Origin of the sequence: Actinoplanes utahensis (assembly GCF_016862455.1) — a bacterium.
GTDB classification, from domain to species: Bacteria; Actinomycetota; Actinomycetes; order Mycobacteriales; family Micromonosporaceae; genus Actinoplanes; species Actinoplanes utahensis.
Genome location: NZ_BOMZ01000082.1, coordinates 75,582 through 94,301 on the forward strand (window position 1 = coordinate 75,582; position 18,720 = coordinate 94,301).

At 71.3% G+C, this 18,720-nt stretch carries 17 protein-coding genes and 3 pseudogenes; 5 read left to right on the plus strand and 15 right to left on the minus strand.

Annotated elements, in window-relative coordinates; translation table 11 throughout:
* Positions 1–211: 211 nt before the first annotated feature.
* Positions 212–361, plus strand: coding sequence for a hypothetical protein (locus tag Aut01nite_RS28570; RefSeq protein WP_161790604.1), 150 nt, complete (start codon positions 212–214; stop codon positions 359–361).
* 39 nt (positions 362–400) lie between these two features.
* Here the strand turns inward: Aut01nite_RS28570 and Aut01nite_RS28575 are convergent, their stop codons facing one another.
* From Aut01nite_RS28575 to Aut01nite_RS28590, 4 genes and pseudogenes are all read right to left on the minus strand, one after another.
* Positions 401–955, minus strand: a complete 555-nt coding sequence (locus tag Aut01nite_RS28575) for a flavin reductase family protein (RefSeq protein WP_083998728.1) — start codon at positions 953–955, stop codon at positions 401–403.
* Between the two features lie 60 nt (positions 956–1,015).
* Positions 1,016–1,768 (minus strand): annotated as a pseudogene (locus Aut01nite_RS28580) (NADPH-dependent F420 reductase); the annotation flags it as partial.
* 157 nt (positions 1,769–1,925) lie between these two features.
* Positions 1,926–3,263: an NtaA/DmoA family FMN-dependent monooxygenase gene (locus Aut01nite_RS28585; RefSeq protein WP_043524092.1), complete on the minus strand. Its 1,338-nt coding sequence runs from the start codon at positions 3,261–3,263 to the stop codon at positions 1,926–1,928.
* 2 nt (positions 3,264–3,265) lie between these two features.
* Entirely contained in the window at positions 3,266–4,777 is a 1,512-nt protein-coding gene (locus tag Aut01nite_RS28590) for a DHA2 family efflux MFS transporter permease subunit (RefSeq protein ID WP_063958742.1), read from the minus strand.
* 484 nt (positions 4,778–5,261) lie between these two features.
* On the opposite strand from Aut01nite_RS28590, the gene Aut01nite_RS28595 reads away from it, so the two are divergent.
* Both Aut01nite_RS28595 and Aut01nite_RS28600 read left to right on the plus strand, forming a co-directional pair.
* Positions 5,262–5,654 carry a MerR family transcriptional regulator gene (locus Aut01nite_RS28595; RefSeq protein ID WP_043524093.1) on the plus strand — a complete coding sequence of 131 codons (393 nt, stop codon included), beginning with the start codon at positions 5,262–5,264 and terminating at the stop codon, positions 5,652–5,654.
* A 22-nt stretch (positions 5,655–5,676) separates the two neighbouring features.
* The gene (locus tag Aut01nite_RS28600) at positions 5,677–6,309 is read left to right on the plus strand and encodes a nitroreductase family protein (RefSeq protein ID WP_043524094.1); all 633 of its coding nucleotides are present in this window, start codon (positions 5,677–5,679) and stop codon (positions 6,307–6,309) included.
* A gap of 137 nt (positions 6,310–6,446) precedes the next feature.
* On the opposite strand, the pseudogene Aut01nite_RS28605 reads toward Aut01nite_RS28600, so the two are convergent.
* The 11 genes and pseudogenes from Aut01nite_RS28605 to Aut01nite_RS28650 all read right to left on the minus strand — a co-directional run.
* A pseudogene (locus Aut01nite_RS28605) lies at positions 6,447–6,881 on the minus strand (Tn3 family transposase); the annotation flags it as partial.
* 383 nt (positions 6,882–7,264) lie between these two features.
* Positions 7,265–7,495, minus strand: a pseudogene (locus tag Aut01nite_RS43785) (transposase family protein); the annotation flags it as partial.
* A 120-nt stretch (positions 7,496–7,615) separates the two neighbouring features.
* Positions 7,616–8,338 carry a DUF8817 family protein gene (locus Aut01nite_RS28610; RefSeq protein WP_043524095.1) on the minus strand — a complete coding sequence of 241 codons (723 nt, stop codon included), beginning with the start codon at positions 8,336–8,338 and terminating at the stop codon, positions 7,616–7,618.
* A gap of 290 nt (positions 8,339–8,628) precedes the next feature.
* The gene (locus tag Aut01nite_RS28615; protein ID WP_152628611.1) at positions 8,629–9,399 is read right to left on the minus strand and encodes a rod shape-determining protein; all 771 of its coding nucleotides are present in this window, start codon (positions 9,397–9,399) and stop codon (positions 8,629–8,631) included.
* Positions 9,400–9,656: 257 nt separating this feature from the next.
* On the minus strand, positions 9,657–11,111 hold the full coding sequence (locus tag Aut01nite_RS28620) for an RAD55 family ATPase (protein WP_043524096.1): 1,455 nt from the start codon (positions 11,109–11,111) through the stop codon (positions 9,657–9,659).
* Positions 11,108–11,467, minus strand: a complete 360-nt coding sequence (locus Aut01nite_RS28625) for a response regulator (RefSeq protein WP_043524097.1) — start codon at positions 11,465–11,467, stop codon at positions 11,108–11,110. The genes Aut01nite_RS28620 and Aut01nite_RS28625 overlap by 4 nt, the downstream gene beginning before the upstream one ends.
* A gap of 176 nt (positions 11,468–11,643) precedes the next feature.
* Entirely contained in the window at positions 11,644–12,060 is a 417-nt protein-coding gene (locus Aut01nite_RS28630; RefSeq protein ID WP_043524098.1) for a cytidine deaminase, read from the minus strand.
* A gap of 85 nt (positions 12,061–12,145) precedes the next feature.
* Positions 12,146–13,309 carry a cytochrome P450 family protein gene (locus Aut01nite_RS28635; RefSeq protein ID WP_043524099.1) on the minus strand — a complete coding sequence of 388 codons (1,164 nt, stop codon included), beginning with the start codon at positions 13,307–13,309 and terminating at the stop codon, positions 12,146–12,148.
* Between the two features lie 29 nt (positions 13,310–13,338).
* The gene (locus tag Aut01nite_RS28640; protein ID WP_052163508.1) at positions 13,339–14,562 is read right to left on the minus strand and encodes a multidrug effflux MFS transporter; all 1,224 of its coding nucleotides are present in this window, start codon (positions 14,560–14,562) and stop codon (positions 13,339–13,341) included.
* 37 nt (positions 14,563–14,599) lie between these two features.
* Positions 14,600–15,169, minus strand: a complete 570-nt coding sequence (locus Aut01nite_RS28645; RefSeq protein WP_043524100.1) for an HD domain-containing protein — start codon at positions 15,167–15,169, stop codon at positions 14,600–14,602.
* A gap of 20 nt (positions 15,170–15,189) precedes the next feature.
* The gene (locus Aut01nite_RS28650) at positions 15,190–16,596 is read right to left on the minus strand and encodes an alpha/beta hydrolase family protein (RefSeq protein WP_236642630.1); all 1,407 of its coding nucleotides are present in this window, start codon (positions 16,594–16,596) and stop codon (positions 15,190–15,192) included.
* A 204-nt stretch (positions 16,597–16,800) separates the two neighbouring features.
* Here Aut01nite_RS28650 and Aut01nite_RS28655 point away from each other — a divergent pair, with 204 nt between their 5' ends.
* Positions 16,801–17,643: an alpha/beta hydrolase gene (locus tag Aut01nite_RS28655; protein WP_063958747.1), complete on the plus strand. Its 843-nt coding sequence runs from the start codon at positions 16,801–16,803 to the stop codon at positions 17,641–17,643.
* Between the two features lie 58 nt (positions 17,644–17,701).
* Complete coding sequence (locus Aut01nite_RS28660; protein WP_043524101.1) at positions 17,702–18,646, plus strand: TIGR01777 family oxidoreductase; 945 nt, start codon at positions 17,702–17,704, stop codon at positions 18,644–18,646.
* The last annotated feature ends 74 nt before the right edge of the window (positions 18,647–18,720 follow it).

Consider the following 18,720-nt stretch of genomic DNA (forward strand, 5'->3'; position numbering starts at 1 on the left):
CGGGCCGTACTGACATTCGATGTCGCGACGCACTGACATTCACCGGCTCTGGTTCACTTCCGGCGGACTCATCGCGCGCGGTGACGACCGGTCCGGGGCAGATCGCGCGTTATCTGCGGCAGATCCGGATGGCCTCCGGCGAGGCGAGCGACTCGCCACGTCTCCGGTGCGCTCGCGGGCCCGGTGGCCAGCCGATCGATAGGATCCGTCGGTGTCATCCGTTGCCTCGCTCTGCATAGTCAAGGGCAGCGACCTGCCGGCGATCGTCAGCGCGGCCGGCTCGGCGCGTGCCGGAGAAGTGGTCCACCAATTCGGTGAGGAGATCGGCGAGGAGTACGGCTGGTCCGGCTATGTCTGCTGAACGTCCTGGAGAGCTTGGAAACGCTGGACGCGGCAGTGATCATGACTGCTCGGGCTTTAGACCGTGCAGGCGGTTGTTGTAGAAGATCAGTGGCCCGCCGTCGGTCGAGCGGCGGAGAGCGTGGATACGCAGCAGTGTGAGCACGTGGTCCCCGGCGTCGACTTCAGCCGCCACGCCAACCCGGAAAGTTGTCCTGGCATGTTCCAGGAAGACCGCTCCATGGCTGGAGACCCAGGAGACTCCGTCGAACCTTTCGGCTGCGGGACGCGAGAGTCGTGCGAGGTCGGCTTTGTGGTGTTCGCCGAGGACGCTGATGCCCCATTGTGGGGCGCGGCGCAGCAGCGGCCAGGTCGTCGAGGTACGCGCGAAACTGAGTGCGGCCAGCGGTGGGTCCAGAGAAATCGAGCTGAATGAGTTCGCCGGCATACCGGTCGGGCGTCCGTCGACGAGCGCGGCGACCACTGTGATGCCGGTGGCGAAGCCCGCGAACGCGTGGCGCAATTCCCTCGCAGCCGGGGGCGCGCTGTCGGCTGCTGGAGCCGATGCGCTCAGGTCTGTGCTGCCAGTCATGTCGATAGCCTCGAAATCCGTCACTCACTGCGCCCGGCCGGAGCAACTTGGAGGTGGCCGGCCGGGCGCAGGCTGGAGCGTGGGTCAGTTGTAGATGAGCCGGTTGACCCGGACCAGGAAGTCCTTGCCGAGGTCGCTGGTGGGGTCGCCCATCAGTTCGGCGATGACGGTCATCGCCAGGTCGCGGCGCTTGGGGGAGCGTTCGGCGATGGCTTTGCCGAGCGCGCTGAGCATCTGTTCGGCGGTGAGGTCGGTGCAGTAGACGGGACTGCCTGGCTGCTGGCGCCACGAGTCGGTGATGGTGCCCGCGTCGAAGCCCTCGAAGCCCGTCTGGTCCACCAGCGACATGCCCAGGGCCCGGTCGTCGTCATCGTCGGCGGCGACGGGGATCGCGATCCGGCCGGGGGTACCGCTCGGGCTCGTGTAGGCAACGAAGGACTGTGCCGTGATGGCGTTCCATGCCTTGACGACGGATCGGCCGAGGTGCTCCTCGACCCAGCGGCTCTCGACCTGCCCGCGGTCGAGGGCCGCGATGTGCCCGTCGCGGGCGGGGTAGTAGTTCGAGGTGTCGATGACGACGGCGTCAACGGGCAGGTTGATCAGTAACGGCTTGAGGTCGGGCACCCGGATGAGGGGCACCGAGGTGATGAGAACGTCCACGTCTGCGGCGACCTGACCAGCCGACACCGCTTGGGCGCCGGTGGCGAGAACCTTGGCGGGGATCGTCTCCGGCCCGCGGGAGTTTGCGATCTTGATCTGGTGGCCGTGGTCGCTCAGCCGCGGGGCCAGCACGCTGCCGATGCTGCCGGCTCCCATGATGCCGATCTTCATGAAGTTCTCCTCCTGCGTGTCGTTCGTGTGCGCGGTGCTCTGCGGTTCGACGCCTTCACACCCCCACGACCAAGGCGATCAGCGAGAGCCAGGGGAATCTGGTCCTGGCTCAGGCGCAGCACGTGAACGGTCGTCGGACATCCGCGGCATTACCGGAGTCCGGTCATTGCTCGGCGCCGGTGATGCGTGGGTCGAGTCCGTACTGGTGGGCCACGCCGAGGTTCGCGCGCAAGGTCGTGCCCCGGTAGTCGGTGGGGTAGATGCCGCGTTCCTGCAGGATCGGCACGACCTCGTCGACGAAGGCGTCGACGCCGTCCTCGTAGATGTCGGGTGTCACCCAGAAGCCGTCGGCGGCTCCCGCCTCGAACCACTCCTGCAGGTGATCGGCGTGCAGCCTCCCCGGGCCCACGACCGTGGGGTGGAAGTCGATCACGCCATGGGCCAGGACGTCGCGCGGGGACCACCCCTGGCGTGCCACCGCGAGAGCGTTCGACGAGCGCGGGTCCCTCGGTGAGGCGTGCGCGGAGGCGAGCTGCTCCGGCGTGAAGGGCTTGTCGTACCGGTCCGGGTGGATCTGGATCCCGAGCATCGCGGCGAGGTGGGGCAGGCGGGCGTCGATGACGTCGCCCGCATACCTGAGGCGACGGTCGAGGCCCTCCCGCACAGTCGGTGCGACCGTGGTCATGATGCCGGGAATGTATTTGATCTCGTCGGGGTCGCGGCCGGCTTCGCGTGCCGCGTTGCGCACGAGCTCGCGCTGGGCGCGTGCCTGTTCGATCGTCCACACCTCGGCGATGAAGCCACTGGCGTAGCGGCCCGCGATTGACAGCAGGTGCGGGCTGGGGCCGCCGGCGGTGAAGACGACGGGCTGCCCCTGTTCCGACGGCGGAATCCCCAGAGGGCCTCGCGAAGCCAGGTATCGGCCCTGGAGGTTGACCGGTAGCAGCTTCGACGGGTCGATGAAGCGGTTCGCCTTCTGATCCTTGACCCACGCGTCTTGCTCCCAGCTGCCCCAGAGCGCCTGGACGATCTGGATCGCCTCGTGGGCGCGCTGGTAACGCTCGTCGCGGTCGGCGACGGGCCTGCCGTAATTGGCGGCGACGGTCGGATCGCTCGTCGTGACGGCATTCCAGCCGGCGCGACCGTGGCTCATGACGTCGAGGGCCTTGAACTGGCGTGCCGTGTTGAACGGCTCCTGGAAGGTCGTCGACCCGGTGGCGACGAAGCCGATGTTCGTGGTCTCGCGCGCCACGGCGGCCAGCTGGATCAGGGGGTCCATGAGGTTGCTGATCGTCGAGTGCTCGACGTCGGCGCGCACGGCGGGGAAGTCGGGGGTGAAGAGGAAGGCGAACTTGCCGCGCTCGGCGGCTCTGGCATGACGCACGGTGGCGTCGACGTCGGCGTAGGTCCCGGGGTCGACGTGCGGGGCACGCCAGGCGCCGTGCAGGCCACCGTATCCGTCGATCAGCCCCATACCGAGAATCAGCTGCTTGTTCGTCATGGTCACCGGGCCACCGTCTCGCCGTCGACCGGCGCGGTCTCCACCGGGCCGTCGGCGTCCGGACTCGGTACCCGACGGATGAAGAGGACGCCCACCAGCACGAGCAGGCCGATGACCCAGGCGGTCAGAAAGGCGGCGTGTCCGGCCGACTCGGCCTGGGCCGTGCTGAGCACGCCGGCGTCGCGGGCGCCGGAACCGATGGTGTAGGCGGAGATGAACACTGCTCCGAAGGCGGCGCCGGCGAGCTGCTGGATGGTGGCGAAAGCCGCGGAGCCGTGCGAGAACAGCTCCGTGCGCAGGGCGCCCATCGCCACCGTCGTCAGCGGCGCCCACATCGTGGCCATGGCGCTGGTGAACACCAGCCAGGCGAGGATCAGCGTGACGACGCTCGTGCTCTCGTCGACGCGGCTGAGGAACCACAGGACGGCCAACCAGACGATGGAAGCCGGGATGACCAGCGGGCGGGGCCCGACGCGGTCGTACACCCGGCCACTCAGGGTCGCCATGATCGAGATAGCTGCGCCGCCCGGGATCAGGAAGAGACCGAGCTGCAGGGTGCTCAGCCCGACGACGTTAGTCAACACCAGCGGCAGCACGACCAGCAGGCCGATCCCGTTGCCCGCGACGAAGACCATCACCAGGATCGGCAGGGTGAACGACCTCTGCAGGAAGATCCGCATGTCCAGGAACGCGCTGTCGCGGCGCTGCAGCGGGATCTGCCGGAGGACGAACGCCACCAGGCCTGCCAGCCCCACCGCGATCGGCAGGTACGGCGAGATCGAGGTGTGCCCGGCGGACGCCTCGCCGAGCAGGGACAGCCCGTAGACCAGGCCGCCGAACCCGACCGCGGACAGCAGCAGCGACAGCAGGTCTAGAGTCACCGGCTCCGGGGTGGTGATGTTGCGCAGCTTCCACGCCCCCAGCGCCAGGGCGGCGATGGCGATCGGCAGCATCAGGATGAACAGCCAGCGCCAGCTCAGTGCGGACAGCACAAGACCGGACAGCGCCGGGCCGAGCGCCGGCGCCACGGACGGGACGGCCGTGGTGATCGCCATCATCCGGCCACGGCGAGCGGCTGGGACCAGGCTCATGGTCGTGGTCATCAGCAGGGGCAGGAAGACGGCGGTGCCGGACGCCTGGATGATCCGGCCAGTCACCAGGACGCCGAACGTCGGCGCGATCGCGGCGAGCGTCGTCCCGACGATGAACAGCGACAACGCGACCAGGAAGATCGTGCGCAGGTGGAACCGCCGCATCACGAAACTGCTGGCCGGTATCAGCACGGCCATGGTCAGCAGGAAGCCGGTCGTGACCCACTGCCCGGTACTCGGGCTGACTCCGAAGTCCGCGATCAGCGTGGGCAGGGCGACGCCCAGGAGCATCTCGTTGAGGAAGACGATGAACGTCGAGACCATCAGGACCCCGATGACCAGGGCGACGCCCGGCGGGAGCCGGTCGCCGGAGGGGACTGTCGGTGCCGGGGCGGCGACGTCATGTTTCGGTGGGGTGCTCATGTGTGCTCGCTGTCTCGGGAAGCCGGAAGAGGAGGATGGATCGGTGCGACGTGCACGAGTCGCCGGCGCTCAGCAGTCAGGTCCGGGCCGGACACGACGGGCAGTCAGGTCCGGGCCGGACACGTCGGGCAGTCAGGTCCGGGCCGGACACGTCGGCGCCCGAAGGGCAACCGGGTGGGTCGCGGCCGGGCCCGGGTGATCACGGACCCGCGATCGCCTACGAGGATGGCGCTGCTTCCCGAATAGCCGCCGATCGTCGCGGCCATGACCGCAGCGCCCCGTCGCCAAGCCCACATGGGTGCGCCGCATCGTCTGCGGTATCCCGCTCGGCGGGCGGCGTTGGGGGTGGTTGCTGGGCCGGGCCATGCGACCATCGTGCAACCTTCACACTGATGTGAAGGTCAACTCTGAGCGACGAGGGGTCACTCACACCACGTCAACCTTGACATGACTGTAGGGTTGCACAGGTGCTGAGGAGGTGGGCATGAAGATCGGTGAACTGGCCAAACGCACCGAGGTCCCGACACGCATGCTGCGCTACTACGAAGAGCAAGGGCTCATCACGCCGCGACGGCAGCCGAACGGCTACCGAGAGTACGACGAGTACCTCGTGGACCGGGTGAAGAAGATCCGCGGCCTGCTCGACTCCGGCATCCCCACGCGCATCATCGGCGACATGCTGCCGTGCCTCAACCAGCCCCAGGAGATCGTCGTCGCCGATCCCGACCCTGAACTGCGCGAGATGCTCGTGCGTGAACGCGACCGGATGACCGAGCGCATCGCCCTGCTGGAGCACCACTGCCACGCCCTCACGAAGTACATCGCCGCCATGGACCGATCCCTGGCCGCCACGACCCAGACCCGCCTACCGCAATGAACCTCGACCCTAGGACGACCGAATGACCTTGCTCGACCTCAACCCCGACCAGCTGCTCTCCACCACGCGGGCGGTCCGCAAACGCCTCGACCTCACCCGGCCCGTGCCCGACGACACGATCCGCGAATGCGTGGCGATGGCCCTGCAGGCCCCCTCCGGATCGAACATCGTGACCATGCGGTTCGTCGTGATCCGCGACGAGGCGAAACGCCGCGCGGTCGGCGACGTCTACCGCGAGGTGTACGCCGGCTACAAGGCCTCACCGTATTACGCCGGTAAGCCCACCGGCGACGACACCCGCGACGCCGTGCAGCAGCGGGTGGCCAGCTCCGCCGACTACCTGGGCGAGCACATGGGCGACGCACCGGTGCTGGTGCTCGCCTGCAACGAAGGCCCCAACCGAGAGCAGGCCGTGGCCGGCATGAGCAACGTCATCCCCGCCACATGGAGCTTCATGCTGGCCGCCCGGGCCCGCGCGCTGGGCACCGCGTGGACGTCCATGCACCTCGCCCGCGAACGGGACGTGGCCGACATCCTGGGGCTCGACTACGAAACGGTCGCGCAGGCGGTGCTGACACCGGTGGCGTACACGAAGGGCACGGATTTCCAGCCGGCCGGGCGACCCGCCCCGGACGAGGTCATCCGCTGGATCTGAGGCCTGCCCGTAGGCCATCACCTGGCCGGCCTCGTGGCACGTGCACAGGTTGGCGGTTTGCCCGGCCTGGAGCTAGACAGAGCGGACGGAGCAGGCACTATCCGGCTCGCCGAGGTCACCGGCAGGCAGCGGACCGGCTACTGCTCGTCTGCCGCGTCCGGGTCACGCAGCGCCCGGTAGGTGCGTCCGTTCAGGTCGGGCAGGGTGAACGTGTAGTGGCCGTGGACCTGGATGTGGTGGCGCACGTACGGCGAGAGCCGGGCGACGTCGGCGTCCAGCACCGGGTAGCCCTGGGCACGTAGCCCGGCCAGGGCGAGGTCCAAGTAGACGGTGTTCCACAGGGTGATGCGGTTCAGCACGAGTCCGAGCGCGCCGAGCTGGTCCTCCATGCCGTCGTGACAGGCGCGGTGCAGTTCGCCGCGGCGGCCGTGGAAGACGTGCCGGGCCAGGTCGTGGCGGCCCTCGTTGAGGTTGCGCATTCCCTTGATCTGACGCCGGTACGGTTCGTCGTCGACGAACGCCAGCACGTGCCGGGTCTTGAAGATGCGCCCGTAGCCGGCCATGGCCTCGCCGAGCTGGGTGAGGGGCGGTCCGCGACTTGGACTGCCTCCGGTGCGCCGGTGCGCGCGCCCTCGGCATAGGCGCCGCCGCGGTCACGGCAGATGACCTGGACGCCGGGGGCGTGCCCACGCCGCAGCGCGAAGTCATCGACGCCCAGCACCCGTGGACCCCCCTTCACCTCAGGCGCCGGCATCGTCCGCAGCAACGTTGAACGGCTCACCCTGATCGCCAAGCGGGCCGCCGGCCGGACTCCCGGACGGCCGGCCAAGGCAACCTCGATGGTCTGCCACTGCCGGCGCAGCGCCACGCTCGCTCGGGCATAGCGCGCCGTCAGGCCCGGCACCTGTTCGGCGAAGGTGCGCAGTGAGCACTCCGGTGCCACGCACACGAACCGCCGTACCCGCAGGTGGATGGTCACCCGGCGGCCACCAGCCGGTAGTTCCGCCAGCCGGCGCTGGTAGCGGGCGTGCACCCGCCGTGATGCAGTACCGCATCCCGGGCACGTCGCCGAGGCCGCAATCGCGCGCGCTCGTACGTGGATGCCCTGTTCGCCGTCGCTGACCCTCTCCACCCGCACAGCAGCCCGCCAAGGGAACACCACATCGGCCAACGTCGTATCGATCATCCGAAGATCATGAGCGAACGTCACACCGAGTCAGGAGTCCACCAAAATGGGCCAGAGCCCATTCACCTGTCACTCGACACGCTCCTCCCGACCATCCCCCGGCTGGTTGTCACGGCTGTCTCAGCGCAGCGCCGCTGCCAGGTCGGCGGCGATCTCGAAGGTCGGTGCCGCCCGGACGGTCTCGTCCGGGTTCAGTGGGATGTGCCCGGCGCGGGCCAGCATCTGAGTCGCGGTCTCCCGGTCGTGGAGGGTCATCGCCAGTTCGGCGCGGTACACCAGGACCTCGACGTGGGTGACGGGGTCGTCGTCGGCCTGCGGGCGAGCCAACGTGCTGTCGAGGATGCGGACCGCCTGGGCCACGTCGCCTTTGGAGTCGGCCAGCACGACGGCGTTCGCCAGCGCTTTGGCGAGTCGTCCGGCGGGTGCGGGTTCGGGCGTGGGGGTCGTGGTGGCGGGCTTCTGGAAGACGCGGATCCAGTTGCCGCCCGGGTCGATGACACTGAACCCGCCCAGCCCGTCGACGTTCTTTCGCGCCCGCGGCCGGGTCATCCGCGGCATTCCGGACACCAGGACCTTGCCGTACGCGGCCCGCATGCCGGCGGCGAAAGCCCGGTGCAGTTCCGCGATGTCCGGGGTGAGCACGATGCAGGAGCCGTAGGACTGCTCGGGGGCGAAACCGGCGATCCCGAAGAACTGCAGGTTCAGGTCCTCCCGTTGCAGTGCCATGCAGGAGTAGGGCTTGTGCTGCTTGTAGGTGGTGCTGAAGCCGAGAACCCGGTAGAAGTCCTCGATGTCGTCGATCGACGCGCAGGGCAGCAGGGGAATGGTCACCTCGTTGGTCATGGCTCCTTCCTAGGCGTCGTGGACGCCCCGTCGCACATGGAAATATCCGATCATCGTCTGGCGTCGTCCGATCAGCCGATGCAACCGCACTCGGCATGCCGCCCGGCCGAGCCTGCGCCACCTGTGGCGGACCTCGAGCCCTCCGAAACGGCGATGGCTGCGGTCCCGGCGGGACGAGATCCGGTACGGGCACCGCCGGCTCACCGAAGAACCCTCGCCCGGGACACCGCCGGCTTCCGTACCGGCCGATCCGTGCGGCTCCCCGTGAGGAGAACGGGGAGGCGGGCGCGTCACTGCAGGGCGGGATGCCGTAACGCCGACGTGGCGGCGAGTCCCGCGCCCTGCAGAGCGGCGGTGCACGGGTCGGCGGCCCGGCGCACGTTCAGGCCCACGGTGACCGTCAGCGCCTCCGGCAGCTCCGGGTGCAGGGCGCCGTCACCGATCAGCAGCAGGCCGCGCTCGCGAGCCCGGCTCACGCCGTCGCCGGCGGTGGCCGCCAGGTCGGTGACGTGCCGGGCGACGACGTCGGCCAGGAGACCGGCGGTCAGGTGGTCGCCGAGATCGCCGGTGCCGATGTCGGCACGGCGGGCCGCCACGACGCGGCCGTGATCGAGCAGGGCGGTCTCGGTGATCCGGGTGCCGACATCCGCGATCAGCAGCATGCCGGTGGCCGCGCCGGAACCGATCGCGGCGGCGCGCACGGTGTCGATGAACATGATCCGGCGAGGCGCGAACGCGCTGTCCAGCACGCGGCGCATCAGCGCCTCGTCGGTCTCGGTGGAGAGCACCGGCCGGCAGGCGACCACCATGTCGGCGCCGGACAGCGGCTGCGGGTACCGGCGGACGAGCCCGGCCAGCAGGTCCGCGCAGGCGGCGACGTCGGCGACCCGCCCGCGGCGGACCGGGCCGCCGCCGCTGGGGCCGCTCACGATCCCGCGACCGGTGGCCCAGACGCCGGCGGTGCTGCTGCCCAGGTCCACCGCGACGGCGACCGGTGCGGACGGCCCGGCCGAGGCCTTGGCGCGGCGGGCGGGGGAGGGCGTGTCGAGGGGCTCCGGCATGCCGCCCACGATAGGGCGGCCATCGTGCCGCCGCCAGGCGATATCTACCAGGTCAGGGCACTGACGTCCGCGCGGGGCGTGGTCGCCGCGGGGCGACCGTCGGGGGGCATGCATGACATGCACCGGGGGGGAGGGCGGTGCGGAAACGCCCGGGGTGACCGTCGGGGGGCATGCATGACGTGCACCGGGGGACGGCGGTGAGGGGACGCCCGGCGTGGCCGCCGCGAGTCAGGGGGCCCTGCGTGGCCCGTACCGGATCAGGGGGTTTGATCGGGAAGGCAGTCTCGCGGGGCACTCCAGCCGAGCAGACCGGTGGCGTGGGCGAGGCGGCTGCCGACCACGAGACCGCCGTCGTCGTGGATGTGGCAGCTGTACATGGCGTTGTCGTGGTGGCTGTTGCGCATCTTGACGACGTTGAGGAAGCGGCCCATCTCGGCGCAGTGTTCCAGGTAGCGGACCTGGATGACGTTGTGGAAGAGGTACATCAGGCCGGTCAGCGGGTCCTCGACCCGGCCGAACAGGTGCGTCTCGCTCGTCACCCAGAGGGAGGCCCCGGCGGCCCGGACGATGCTGAGCATGCTGCGCAGGTAGGCGGGGAAGCGCTGGGCCTCGCGGGCGGCGTGGGCCATCTCGGCCAGGCTGTCGATGATGACGCGGCGGATCGAGCCGTCGCCGAGGCTGTGCCGGATGATCGACGCGAGGACGTCCAGGTCCAGGTCGAGCGCGCCCACCGGGACGTGCGCGATGACCAGCTGGTCGCGTTCCCGGGCGGCGCGGAAGTCCCAGCCGAACCGGCCCGCCATCTCCTCCAGCTGCTCCAGGGTGTCCTGGAAGGTGACGTAGAGGCAGCGCTGCCCCTGCGCGAGGCCCTCGGCGAGGAAACCCAGGCAGCCGATGGTCTTGCCGACGCCGGTGGGGCCGAGCACGACGGTGCCGTCACCGTCCGGGATGCCGCCGCCCATCAGCGCGTCCAGGCCGCGGATGCCGGAGGAGACCCGGGGACCGCGGCCGGGCATGTCGGTGGGCAGGAACGATTCGATGCGGGGATAGACGCGTACGCCGTCGTCGGTGATGTGCATGGTGTGGGTTCCGCCGAGCGGGCCGGTGCCGCGCATCTTGGCGACCCGCAGGCCACGCCGGTCGACCGGCTCCCGCACGTGGTGCGACAGCAGCACGATGCCGTCGGCGAGCGGGAACTCGATGCCGGACGGCATGTCCTCCTCGCCGTACTCGCCCAGAAGCAGCAGGACCGCGCCGCTGTGCGCGACCCGGCTGGTCAGGTCGTACAGGGCGGTGCGCAGCACCTGATCGCTGACGAAGTCGCGCAGCATCATGGTGCTGTCGATCACCAGCAGCGCCGGCTCCTCCTCGACGGCCTTGTGCACCACCTCGTTGATCAGCGGGTCGATGTCGGTGGCGCCGTTGTCGCGCAGCATGTCACCGAGATGCACGTACTCGACCAGGGAGCCCAGCGCTCCCGTATCGAAGAACGAGAAGCCGCGCAGATGCTCGACCAGCTTGGCGTGCGGTTCGGACAGCGTCGTGTAGTAGACGGCCCGGTGCTCGGCGGTGGCGGCGGCGAAGCAGATCTGCTGCGCCAGGACGGTCTTGCCGGTGCCCGGCGGACCGGCCACCACCACCACCGAACCCCGGCGCAGGCCACCGCCGAGAATCAGGTCGAGATCCGGCTGGCCGGTGCTCAGGTACGTCACTGCCCGTCACGTCCTTCCCGGAGCAGGCGTTCGGCGGCCGCGACCAGGTCGGCACGTTCCCACGGTTTCGCCAGGGCGGCGTCGGCGTCCACGGCGAGCTGCCAATCCGAGCTGACCGAGAGGATCGGGATGGTGGCGGTCGCCGGGTCGGACCGCAGCCGGCGCATGAACTCCACCCCGCCCATCACCGGCATCATCACGTCGGTCACCACGAGGTCGGGCCGGGTCTGTCGGACGGTGTCGAGCGCGATCGCGCCGTTGCCGGCCTCGACGACCTGGTGCCCGGCCCGGGTGAGGATCCGCCGCATCAGGAACCGCAGGTCCGGTTCGTCGTCGACCACCAGGATCGTGCCCACCAGTTCCCGTCCCGGTCCGGCGCCTCTTAGTTCCCCGAGCCTAGCCGTTTTAGGGCATTATGACAGCATTTCGGCAGCTAGGGGACGTGGTGGAGCTGCCGTCTGGCCAAGAGGTACCCGTATGCGGGCTCGCCGGCCTCGGGCGGGGTGGCAGCCGGCGGTGCCCGGCGGAGAGATCAGTGTGATTCCTGATAGGCGCGCAGGGTCCGGGGGCCGAAGGCGTCGGGCAGGACGTCCTCGATGGTCTTGACGCCGCTGACCGTGTCGAGCAGCATCCCCGGCGCGGAGTGCTCGTAGAGCAGCTGCCGGCACCTGCCGCACGGCATCAGCGTGTTCCCGTCCCCGTCGACGCAGGCGAACGCGACGAGAGTGCCGCCACCAGTCATGATCAGGTCGGACAGCAGGGAGCATTCGGCGCACAGGCCGAGGCCGTAGGAGGCGTTCTCGATGTTCGCGCCGGTCACGATGCGCCCGTCGTCGGCGAGCGCCGCGGCGCCCACCGGGAACCCGGAGTACGGCGCGTACGCCTTCGCCATCGCCGCCCTGGCCTGGGACCGCAGGTCGTCCCACACCTCGCCTGGAATCGAAGTCATGGGTACCAGCTTCGTACGCCGGCGACGGTCCCGGGCCCTTTTCCCACCTCGCGCCCGGGCCCGGGAAAGCCGTCGCCGACCGCTCTCACAAGGTGACGGGCAGCTCCCACAGGCCGCGGATCAGGACTCCGGGGCGCCAGCGCAGGTCGTCCGGGTCGGCGGCCAGGCGCAGATCCGGGAAACGGTCGAGCAGGCCGGTGAAGGCGATCTGGGCCTCCAGCCGGGCCAGCGGGGCGCCGAGGCAGTAGTGGATGCCGTGTCCGAAGGCCAGGTGCGCGTTCTGCGCACGCTCCAGTCGCAGCTCGTCGGCGTCGGGGAAACGGTCGTCGTCGCGGTTGGCCGACAGCAGGGAGACGACCACGGGATCGCCGTGGCCGATGGTGACGTCCCCGATCGGGATGGTGTCGGCGGCGATCCGGAACGTGGAGGTCTCGACCGGTCCCTCGTACCGCAGGAACTCCTCGATCGCACTGGGCAGCAGGTCGCGCTGCGACCGCAGCCGCTCCCACCGCGTCCGGTCGCGCAGCAGCAGCCAGGCGCCGTTGCCGATCAGGTTCACCGTGGTCTCGTGCCCGGCGATGAGCAGCAGGAACACCATCGAGGACAGCTCGTCCTCGGTGAGCCGGTCCTCCGCGTCGCGGACCTGGATCAGGCCGCTGAGCAGGTCGTCGTCCGGGTTCTTGCGGCGGTCGGTGAGCAGCTCGCCGATGTAGCCGATCAGCGCGTCGATCGAGGTGCGCAGCCGGTCGCCGGCGAGCGCGCCGGCGACGATGTCGTTGGACCAGGCGCGGAAGGCGTCCCGGTCGGCGGCGGGCACGCCGAGCAGCTCGCAGATCACCTGGATCGGCAGCGGGAACGCGAACGTGTCGATGAGGTCGGCCTGCTCCCGGCCGTCGAGCGCGTCCAGCAGCCCGGTGGTGATCTCCTCGATCCGGGGGCGGAGCTCCTCGATGCGGCGGGCGGTGAACGCGGCCGACACGAGACGGCGCAGCCGGGTGTGGTCGGGCGGGTCGGCGGCGAGCATGTGCCGGGTGATCGCGGCCCCGGCGTCGGCATGGGTGACACCGGCCGGGATGCGTTTGGACAGACGCGGGTCGGCGAGCAGGCGGCGGGCGTCGTCGTAACGGGTCACGAGCCAGACCCGCACCCCGTTGGGCAACTGCACGCGCCGCACCGGGCCGGTGCGGCGCAACTGGGCGTACACCGGGTGGGGGTTGTTCGTGAACGCCGGATCGGTGAAATCGATCATTCGGGACCTCCAGGCCGCAAGTAACCGAATCACGACGATACGCGTCGATGACTCTCCTGTGGGGACGCCTCACGGACCGTGATGACCCACATCAGGATGAAGGCGGCGGCGAAGAACACGCTCATCGCCACGGCCATCGGCACCAGCGTGTCGTACCCGAAGACGCCGGTCAGCGGGGTGACCGCGGCCGCCGTGACGAAGGTCAGGCCGCCCTGCAACGCCGACGCGGTGCCGGCCGAACGGCGGCCCGCCTCCTGGGCCAGGGCGGTCGCGGCCGGGATCGCGAAACCCATCCCGCCGACCACCGCGCAGAGAAGCGCCCACGGTACGGCCAGCGGCACGGCCGGCGCCCCGGCGAGCGCCACCACCAGCAGCCCGGCCGCGCCGACCGTGGACACGGTGATGCCGATCGCCCGCAGCCGGACCGCGCCGGCCCGCACCACCAGCAGCCGGAACAGCAGACTGAACAGGGCCATCGCGGCGGCGTTGGTGGCGAACACGACGGTGTACCGGGTGGCGCTGATGTCGTAGACCGAACGCAACACGAACGCCGACCCACCGATGTAGGTGAAGAACCCGGCACTGGCCAGGCACTGCAGCGCCACGTGACGCATGAAGCCCCAGTCGCGCAGCAGCCCGGCCATCCGGACGCCGAGCGACCGCAGACCGGCCGGATGGCGCCGCGCCGGCGGCAGCGTCTCCGGCACACCGCACACGACGGCGACCGCCATCAGCACACCGAGCAGCGTCAGCGCGGCGAAGACGGCACGCCAGGTGCTGTGCGCCAGGATCACCCCGCCGACGGCCGGGGCGATGATCGGCCCGAGGAAGGTGAACGACGAGATCAGGCCGAACGTGGCGGCGGCCCGGGCGCCGTGATGGGTGTCGGTGACGACGGCGCGGCCGAGCGCGACCCCGCCGCCGGCGACGGCGCCCTGCACGAGCCGGGCGGCGACCAGCAGCACCCCGTCGGGGCTGAGCCCGCACACCGCCGACAGCACCGCGAACGCCACACTGCAGGCGATGAGCAGGCGGCGGCGCCCGTACGCGTCACTCAGCGGCCCGAGCAGGAACTGACCGGCGGCCATGCCCACGATGAACGCGGTCAGCGTCAGCTGGGCGACCGTCGCGCTGGTGTGCAGGGACCGCTGCAACTCCGGCAACCCGGCGATGTACGTGTCGGTGGCGAACGGGCCGACACCCATCACCAGGATCAGGGCGATCAGGGCGGGCCGCCTGGTCGGTGACGTCACAGCGGCTCCTCGGTTCGTGCACGCGTCCGGGTGGACCCTATCCTGGTGGTCGATCGACGGCGCGCGGCCACCAGTCGTCCGGCCCGGTGGTGCGGATCTCCTCGAGCAGGGTCCGGCCGACCTCGGTCTCGATCGACGCCGCGAGGTAATCGAACCAGCGTCGCTGCAGCTCCGGTCGTTCCGCCAGGCTCTCCCGCACGTGCAGGACCGACTCCAGGACGTCGGCGTCCCGGGCGATCAGGGCCTCCACCGAATCCTGCGCCAGCCACTGCGCGGCCCGCCCGCGGATCAGCTCCCGGGCGGCCGGTGGCAGCGCCGCGGTCTGGTCCTCGATCACCTGCCGGAACGGTTTCGGCTCGTCCAGGTAGCGGCGGGTCAGGTGGTGCATGTCGCCGAGCCGGGCCTCCGGCAGATCGTGCAGCAGCGCCAGCGCCGCCGCCCGGTCCGGGTCGGCGCCGGCCATCGCGGCCATCGTCATCGCGATCAGCGCGGTGCGGAACGAGTGGTCGGCCACCGACTCCCGGTTCGCCATCCGGGCCAGCGCCCAGCCGCTGCGCGTGGTCCGCTTGAGGGCTCCGGCCTCGTAGAAGAAGTCCGCGGTGCTCATCGGCCCCACCGTAGCCCCTGTCACCTGCCGCCGGTCGCGGGCGGGTGGACCCGCAGATCGCCGTAGCGGGACAGGGCGGCGGGCAGGTCGGCGGCCCGGCCGCGCAGGGTGCTGTCGAGGAAGGCGGCGCACGTCTCGGTGGTCGTCCGGACACTCCCGGCGCGGCCGAGGGAACCCACCAGGGCGGGGACCGGCGGCAGGTAGAGCGGCGCGTCGGTGAAGGTCAGATGCGCGCTGCCCGGCACCGTGAGCCGGTACCCGGTCGCCGTGCCGCGGTCCAGCACCGACGACAGCCGGGTCAGGTACTCGGTGTCGGCCCGGTCCGCGATCTCGTGGGTGACGGCGAGCACCGGGCGGCGCAGCGGGCCCTGGTCCGGCTCGGGACCGCCGTCGAGGTTGACGACGGCGGTGAACCGGGTGTCCTGTTCGGCGGCGCGCATGGCGGCGGCCCCGCCGACGGAGTGCCCGGTCGCGGCCGCGCGTGTGGTGTCGAGCCGTCCGGTGAACGGCCCGGCGAGCCGGCCGGAGTCGAGCCGGCCGAGCTGGGTGAGCACGAAACGCAGGTCGGCGGCGCGTACCGAGACCCAGCCGGCCCGGCGGCGGGCGTCCTCGCCGGGGTCGCCGGCGGAGGAGACCCGGGTGCGGACGGTACGGCCGTCGGCGAGCACGACCGCCGCCGCGTCGTACGGGTGGTCCACCGCCGCGACGACGTAACCCCGGCTGGCCAGGTCCTCGGCCCACGCGGTGTTCTGGGTGCGCGGCCCGCCGAGCCCGGGGGAGAACAGCACCACCGGGAACCGGCCCGCCGCCGGCGCCGCCTCGAACACCGCGTGACTGTGCGCCCGCACCGGCCCGTCCAGCAGGAACGCCGGCGCTCCCAGATAGCCGGCCGTCCCGGCGGCGACGGTGTCCGCCTCACGCCGGGTCCGGCCGAGGTACTGCGCCGGCGGCCCACCGGCGGCGGCCGGATACCACAGTTGCACCACCACGGTGCGCCGGTCCGCGGTGCCCGGGGTGGCCGGCTCGTCCCGATCGGGATCGGTCCACTCCAGCACGGTGGTGCCGACCGCGGACGGCCCGGACGGCTGCGGGAACTCCGGCACCGGCAGCGCCCGGCCCGCGCCCGCCCCGGTGGCGACGAGGCCGAGACACACCACGGTGCCGGGCAGGGCCAGCCGGCGGCGGGCCCGCCGGCCGGGCCGGCCGCTGCGCCGGCGGTACCACCATCCGGCGGCGAGTCCCGCCGCGACGAGCAGGTCGGCGGCCAGCACCACCAGCAGCTGCCAGCGCGGGTCGGGCAGGGCCAGGGCGGCGCCGCACACCACCACGGCCGCCCCGGAGAGCGCGGCGGGGCGGCGGGCGGCCGGCGGCAACCACCGGCTCAGCACCAGGACGAGTGAGCCGAGAACGACGGCGAGTTCAGTCACGACCAAGATCGTGGTACGCCCGTACTGAGAGTCCGCTGAGGACGCCCGGCCGGCGACGGAAACGGCGCTGACCCGCACCGGCCGGAGGGCGGCGGCCTTGCGATGATCGACCGGCTGATGTCCGGGCGGTGCGGCGGTGGCGTCCCCGTGTTCCGGGTCCGGCCGTGGGGCCGGCGCTCCACCGGGTGGCGGGAGGGGATCCTGATGACGGAGACCGAGGTGAGGTGGCGGTTCCGGAGGGTGGCCGGGCGGCACGGGCCGGTGCGCACCCGGGAGTACCTGCCGGCGGTGCGGCGGCCGGATGCCGAGGTGGTCGTCTGGGCGCACGGGGGCGCCTACGTCGGCGGCAACCTGCGGATGGCCGAGTCGCACGCGGTCGCGATGGGCATCGCCCGGACCGGGCGGCCGGTCGTCGCGGTCGACTACCGGAAGGTGTCGATGCTGCCGCTCCTGCTGCCGAAACGCCGGATCCGGCCGCACCGCAACAACTTCCCGGTGCCGGTCGAGGACGTGCTGGACGCCTATCTGGACACCGCCGGCCGCTATCCGGGGCATCGGCACGTGCTGGGCGGGGCGAGCGCCGGCGCGAACCTCGCCGCCTCCGCGACGCTCCGTGCGGGGGAGCGGCGGCCGGCGGGCCTGATCCTGGCGTACGGCGCCTTCCACGTCGAGCTGCCGCCGATCTCCGCCGCGTTGCGGGCCGGCATCGACGCCTCGGCGGTCAGGCGGCAGTTCACCGCTGAGGTGTACCGCCGGATCACCCTCAACTTCGTCGGGGTGGAGTCGTTGCTCGAGGATCCGGCGCTGGCTCCGGGGACGGCGCCGGTCGACCCGATCCCGCCGACCCTGTTCGTCGACGCGGAGGCCGACACGCTGCGGGCGTCCAGTGAGCGGTACGCCGAGCGGCTGCGGGCCGAAGGCGTTCCGGTGTCGGCGAGTTTCGTGCCCGGCAGCGCCCACGGCTTCCTGAACAAACCGGCGACCGAGCACTTCCGGCAGGGCCTGGCGCTGATCCGGGAGTGGCTGGACGAACCGGCCCGGCGTTGAGCGGTCGCTCAAAGCGCTCTATCCTGCATTTGAGCGACCGCTCAACAAGGGAGCCGCAATGAAGATCGTCATTCCCGGTGGAACCGGGCAGGTCGGCACGATCCTGGACCGTGCGCTGACCGCCCGAGGGCACGACGTCGTGGTCCTGACCCGCTCGCCCCAGGGCCGACGGCAGGTCCACTGGGACGGCGTCACCCACGGCGACTGGGTGAAGGAGATCGACGGCAGCGACGTCGTGATCAACCTGGCCGGGCGCAGTGTGAGCTGCCGGTACACCCCGGAGAACCTCGCCGCCATGATGAGCTCGCGGGTGGAGTCGGCGCGGGTCGTCGGCGAGGCCGTCGCCGCGGCGGGCCGCCCGCCCCGGGTGTGGCTGCAGATGAGCACCGCCACCATCTACGCGCACCGGTTCGACGCGGCGAACGATGAGCGCGACGGGGTGATCGGCGGCCACGAGGACGGTGTGCCCGGCTACTGGGCGTACAGCATCAGGATCGCGCAGAACTGGGAGGCCGCCCAGGAACAGGCGACGACCCCGCACACGCGCAAGGTCGCGCTGCGGTCCGCCATGGTGATGAGCCCCGATCGGGGTGGCGTCTTCAACGTGCTCAGCCGGCTCACCCGGCTCGGGCTCGGCGGGCCGGTGGCGGGCGGCCGGCAGTTCGTCTCCTGGATCCACGAGCACGACTTCGTCCGGGCCGTCGAGTTCCTGATCGACCGGGACGACCTCGCCGGAGCCGTCAACCTGGCCGCGCCGGCCCCGCTGCCGCACCGGGAGTTCATGCGGGATCTGCGGGCGGCCTCGCGGATGCCGGTCGGTCTGCCGGCCACCCGGCACATGGCCGAGATCGGCGCGTTCGTCCTCCGGACCGACACCGAGCTGCTGCTGAAGAGCCGGCGCGTCGTCCCGGGCCGCCTCCTCGACGCCGGGTTCACCTTCGAGCACCCGCGGTGGCGGTCCGCGGCCGCGGACCTGGCGGCCCGGCGGCGCCGCACCGGCTGACCGGACCGGGCCGTCTGCCGCCCCCACGGCCGGGCGGCCCGGCCCTTCGCCAGCGGCGAGTACGGGGTCAGGCC

Coding starts and splice junctions, on each gene's coding strand:
- Aut01nite_RS28585 (WP_043524092.1), bottom strand. CDS start 3,263: ATGACGAACAAGCAGCTGATTCTCGGTATGGGGCTGATCGACGGATAC.
- Aut01nite_RS28590 (WP_063958742.1), bottom strand. CDS start 4,777: ATGAGCACCCCACCGAAACATGACGTCGCCGCCCCGGCACCGACAGTC.
- Aut01nite_RS28595 (WP_043524093.1), top strand. CDS start 5,262: ATGAAGATCGGTGAACTGGCCAAACGCACCGAGGTCCCGACACGCATG.
- Aut01nite_RS28600 (WP_043524094.1), top strand. CDS start 5,677: ATGACCTTGCTCGACCTCAACCCCGACCAGCTGCTCTCCACCACGCGG.
- Aut01nite_RS28610 (WP_043524095.1), bottom strand. CDS start 8,338: ATGACCAACGAGGTGACCATTCCCCTGCTGCCCTGCGCGTCGATCGAC.
- Aut01nite_RS28615 (WP_152628611.1), bottom strand. CDS start 9,399: ATGCCGGAGCCCCTCGACACGCCCTCCCCCGCCCGCCGCGCCAAGGCC.
- Aut01nite_RS28630 (WP_043524098.1), bottom strand. CDS start 12,060: ATGACTTCGATTCCAGGCGAGGTGTGGGACGACCTGCGGTCCCAGGCC.
- Aut01nite_RS28635 (WP_043524099.1), bottom strand. CDS start 13,309: ATGATCGATTTCACCGATCCGGCGTTCACGAACAACCCCCACCCGGTG.
- Aut01nite_RS28645 (WP_043524100.1), bottom strand. CDS start 15,169: ATGAGCACCGCGGACTTCTTCTACGAGGCCGGAGCCCTCAAGCGGACC.
- Aut01nite_RS28655 (WP_063958747.1), top strand. CDS start 16,801: ATGACGGAGACCGAGGTGAGGTGGCGGTTCCGGAGGGTGGCCGGGCGG.
- Aut01nite_RS28660 (WP_043524101.1), top strand. CDS start 17,702: ATGAAGATCGTCATTCCCGGTGGAACCGGGCAGGTCGGCACGATCCTG.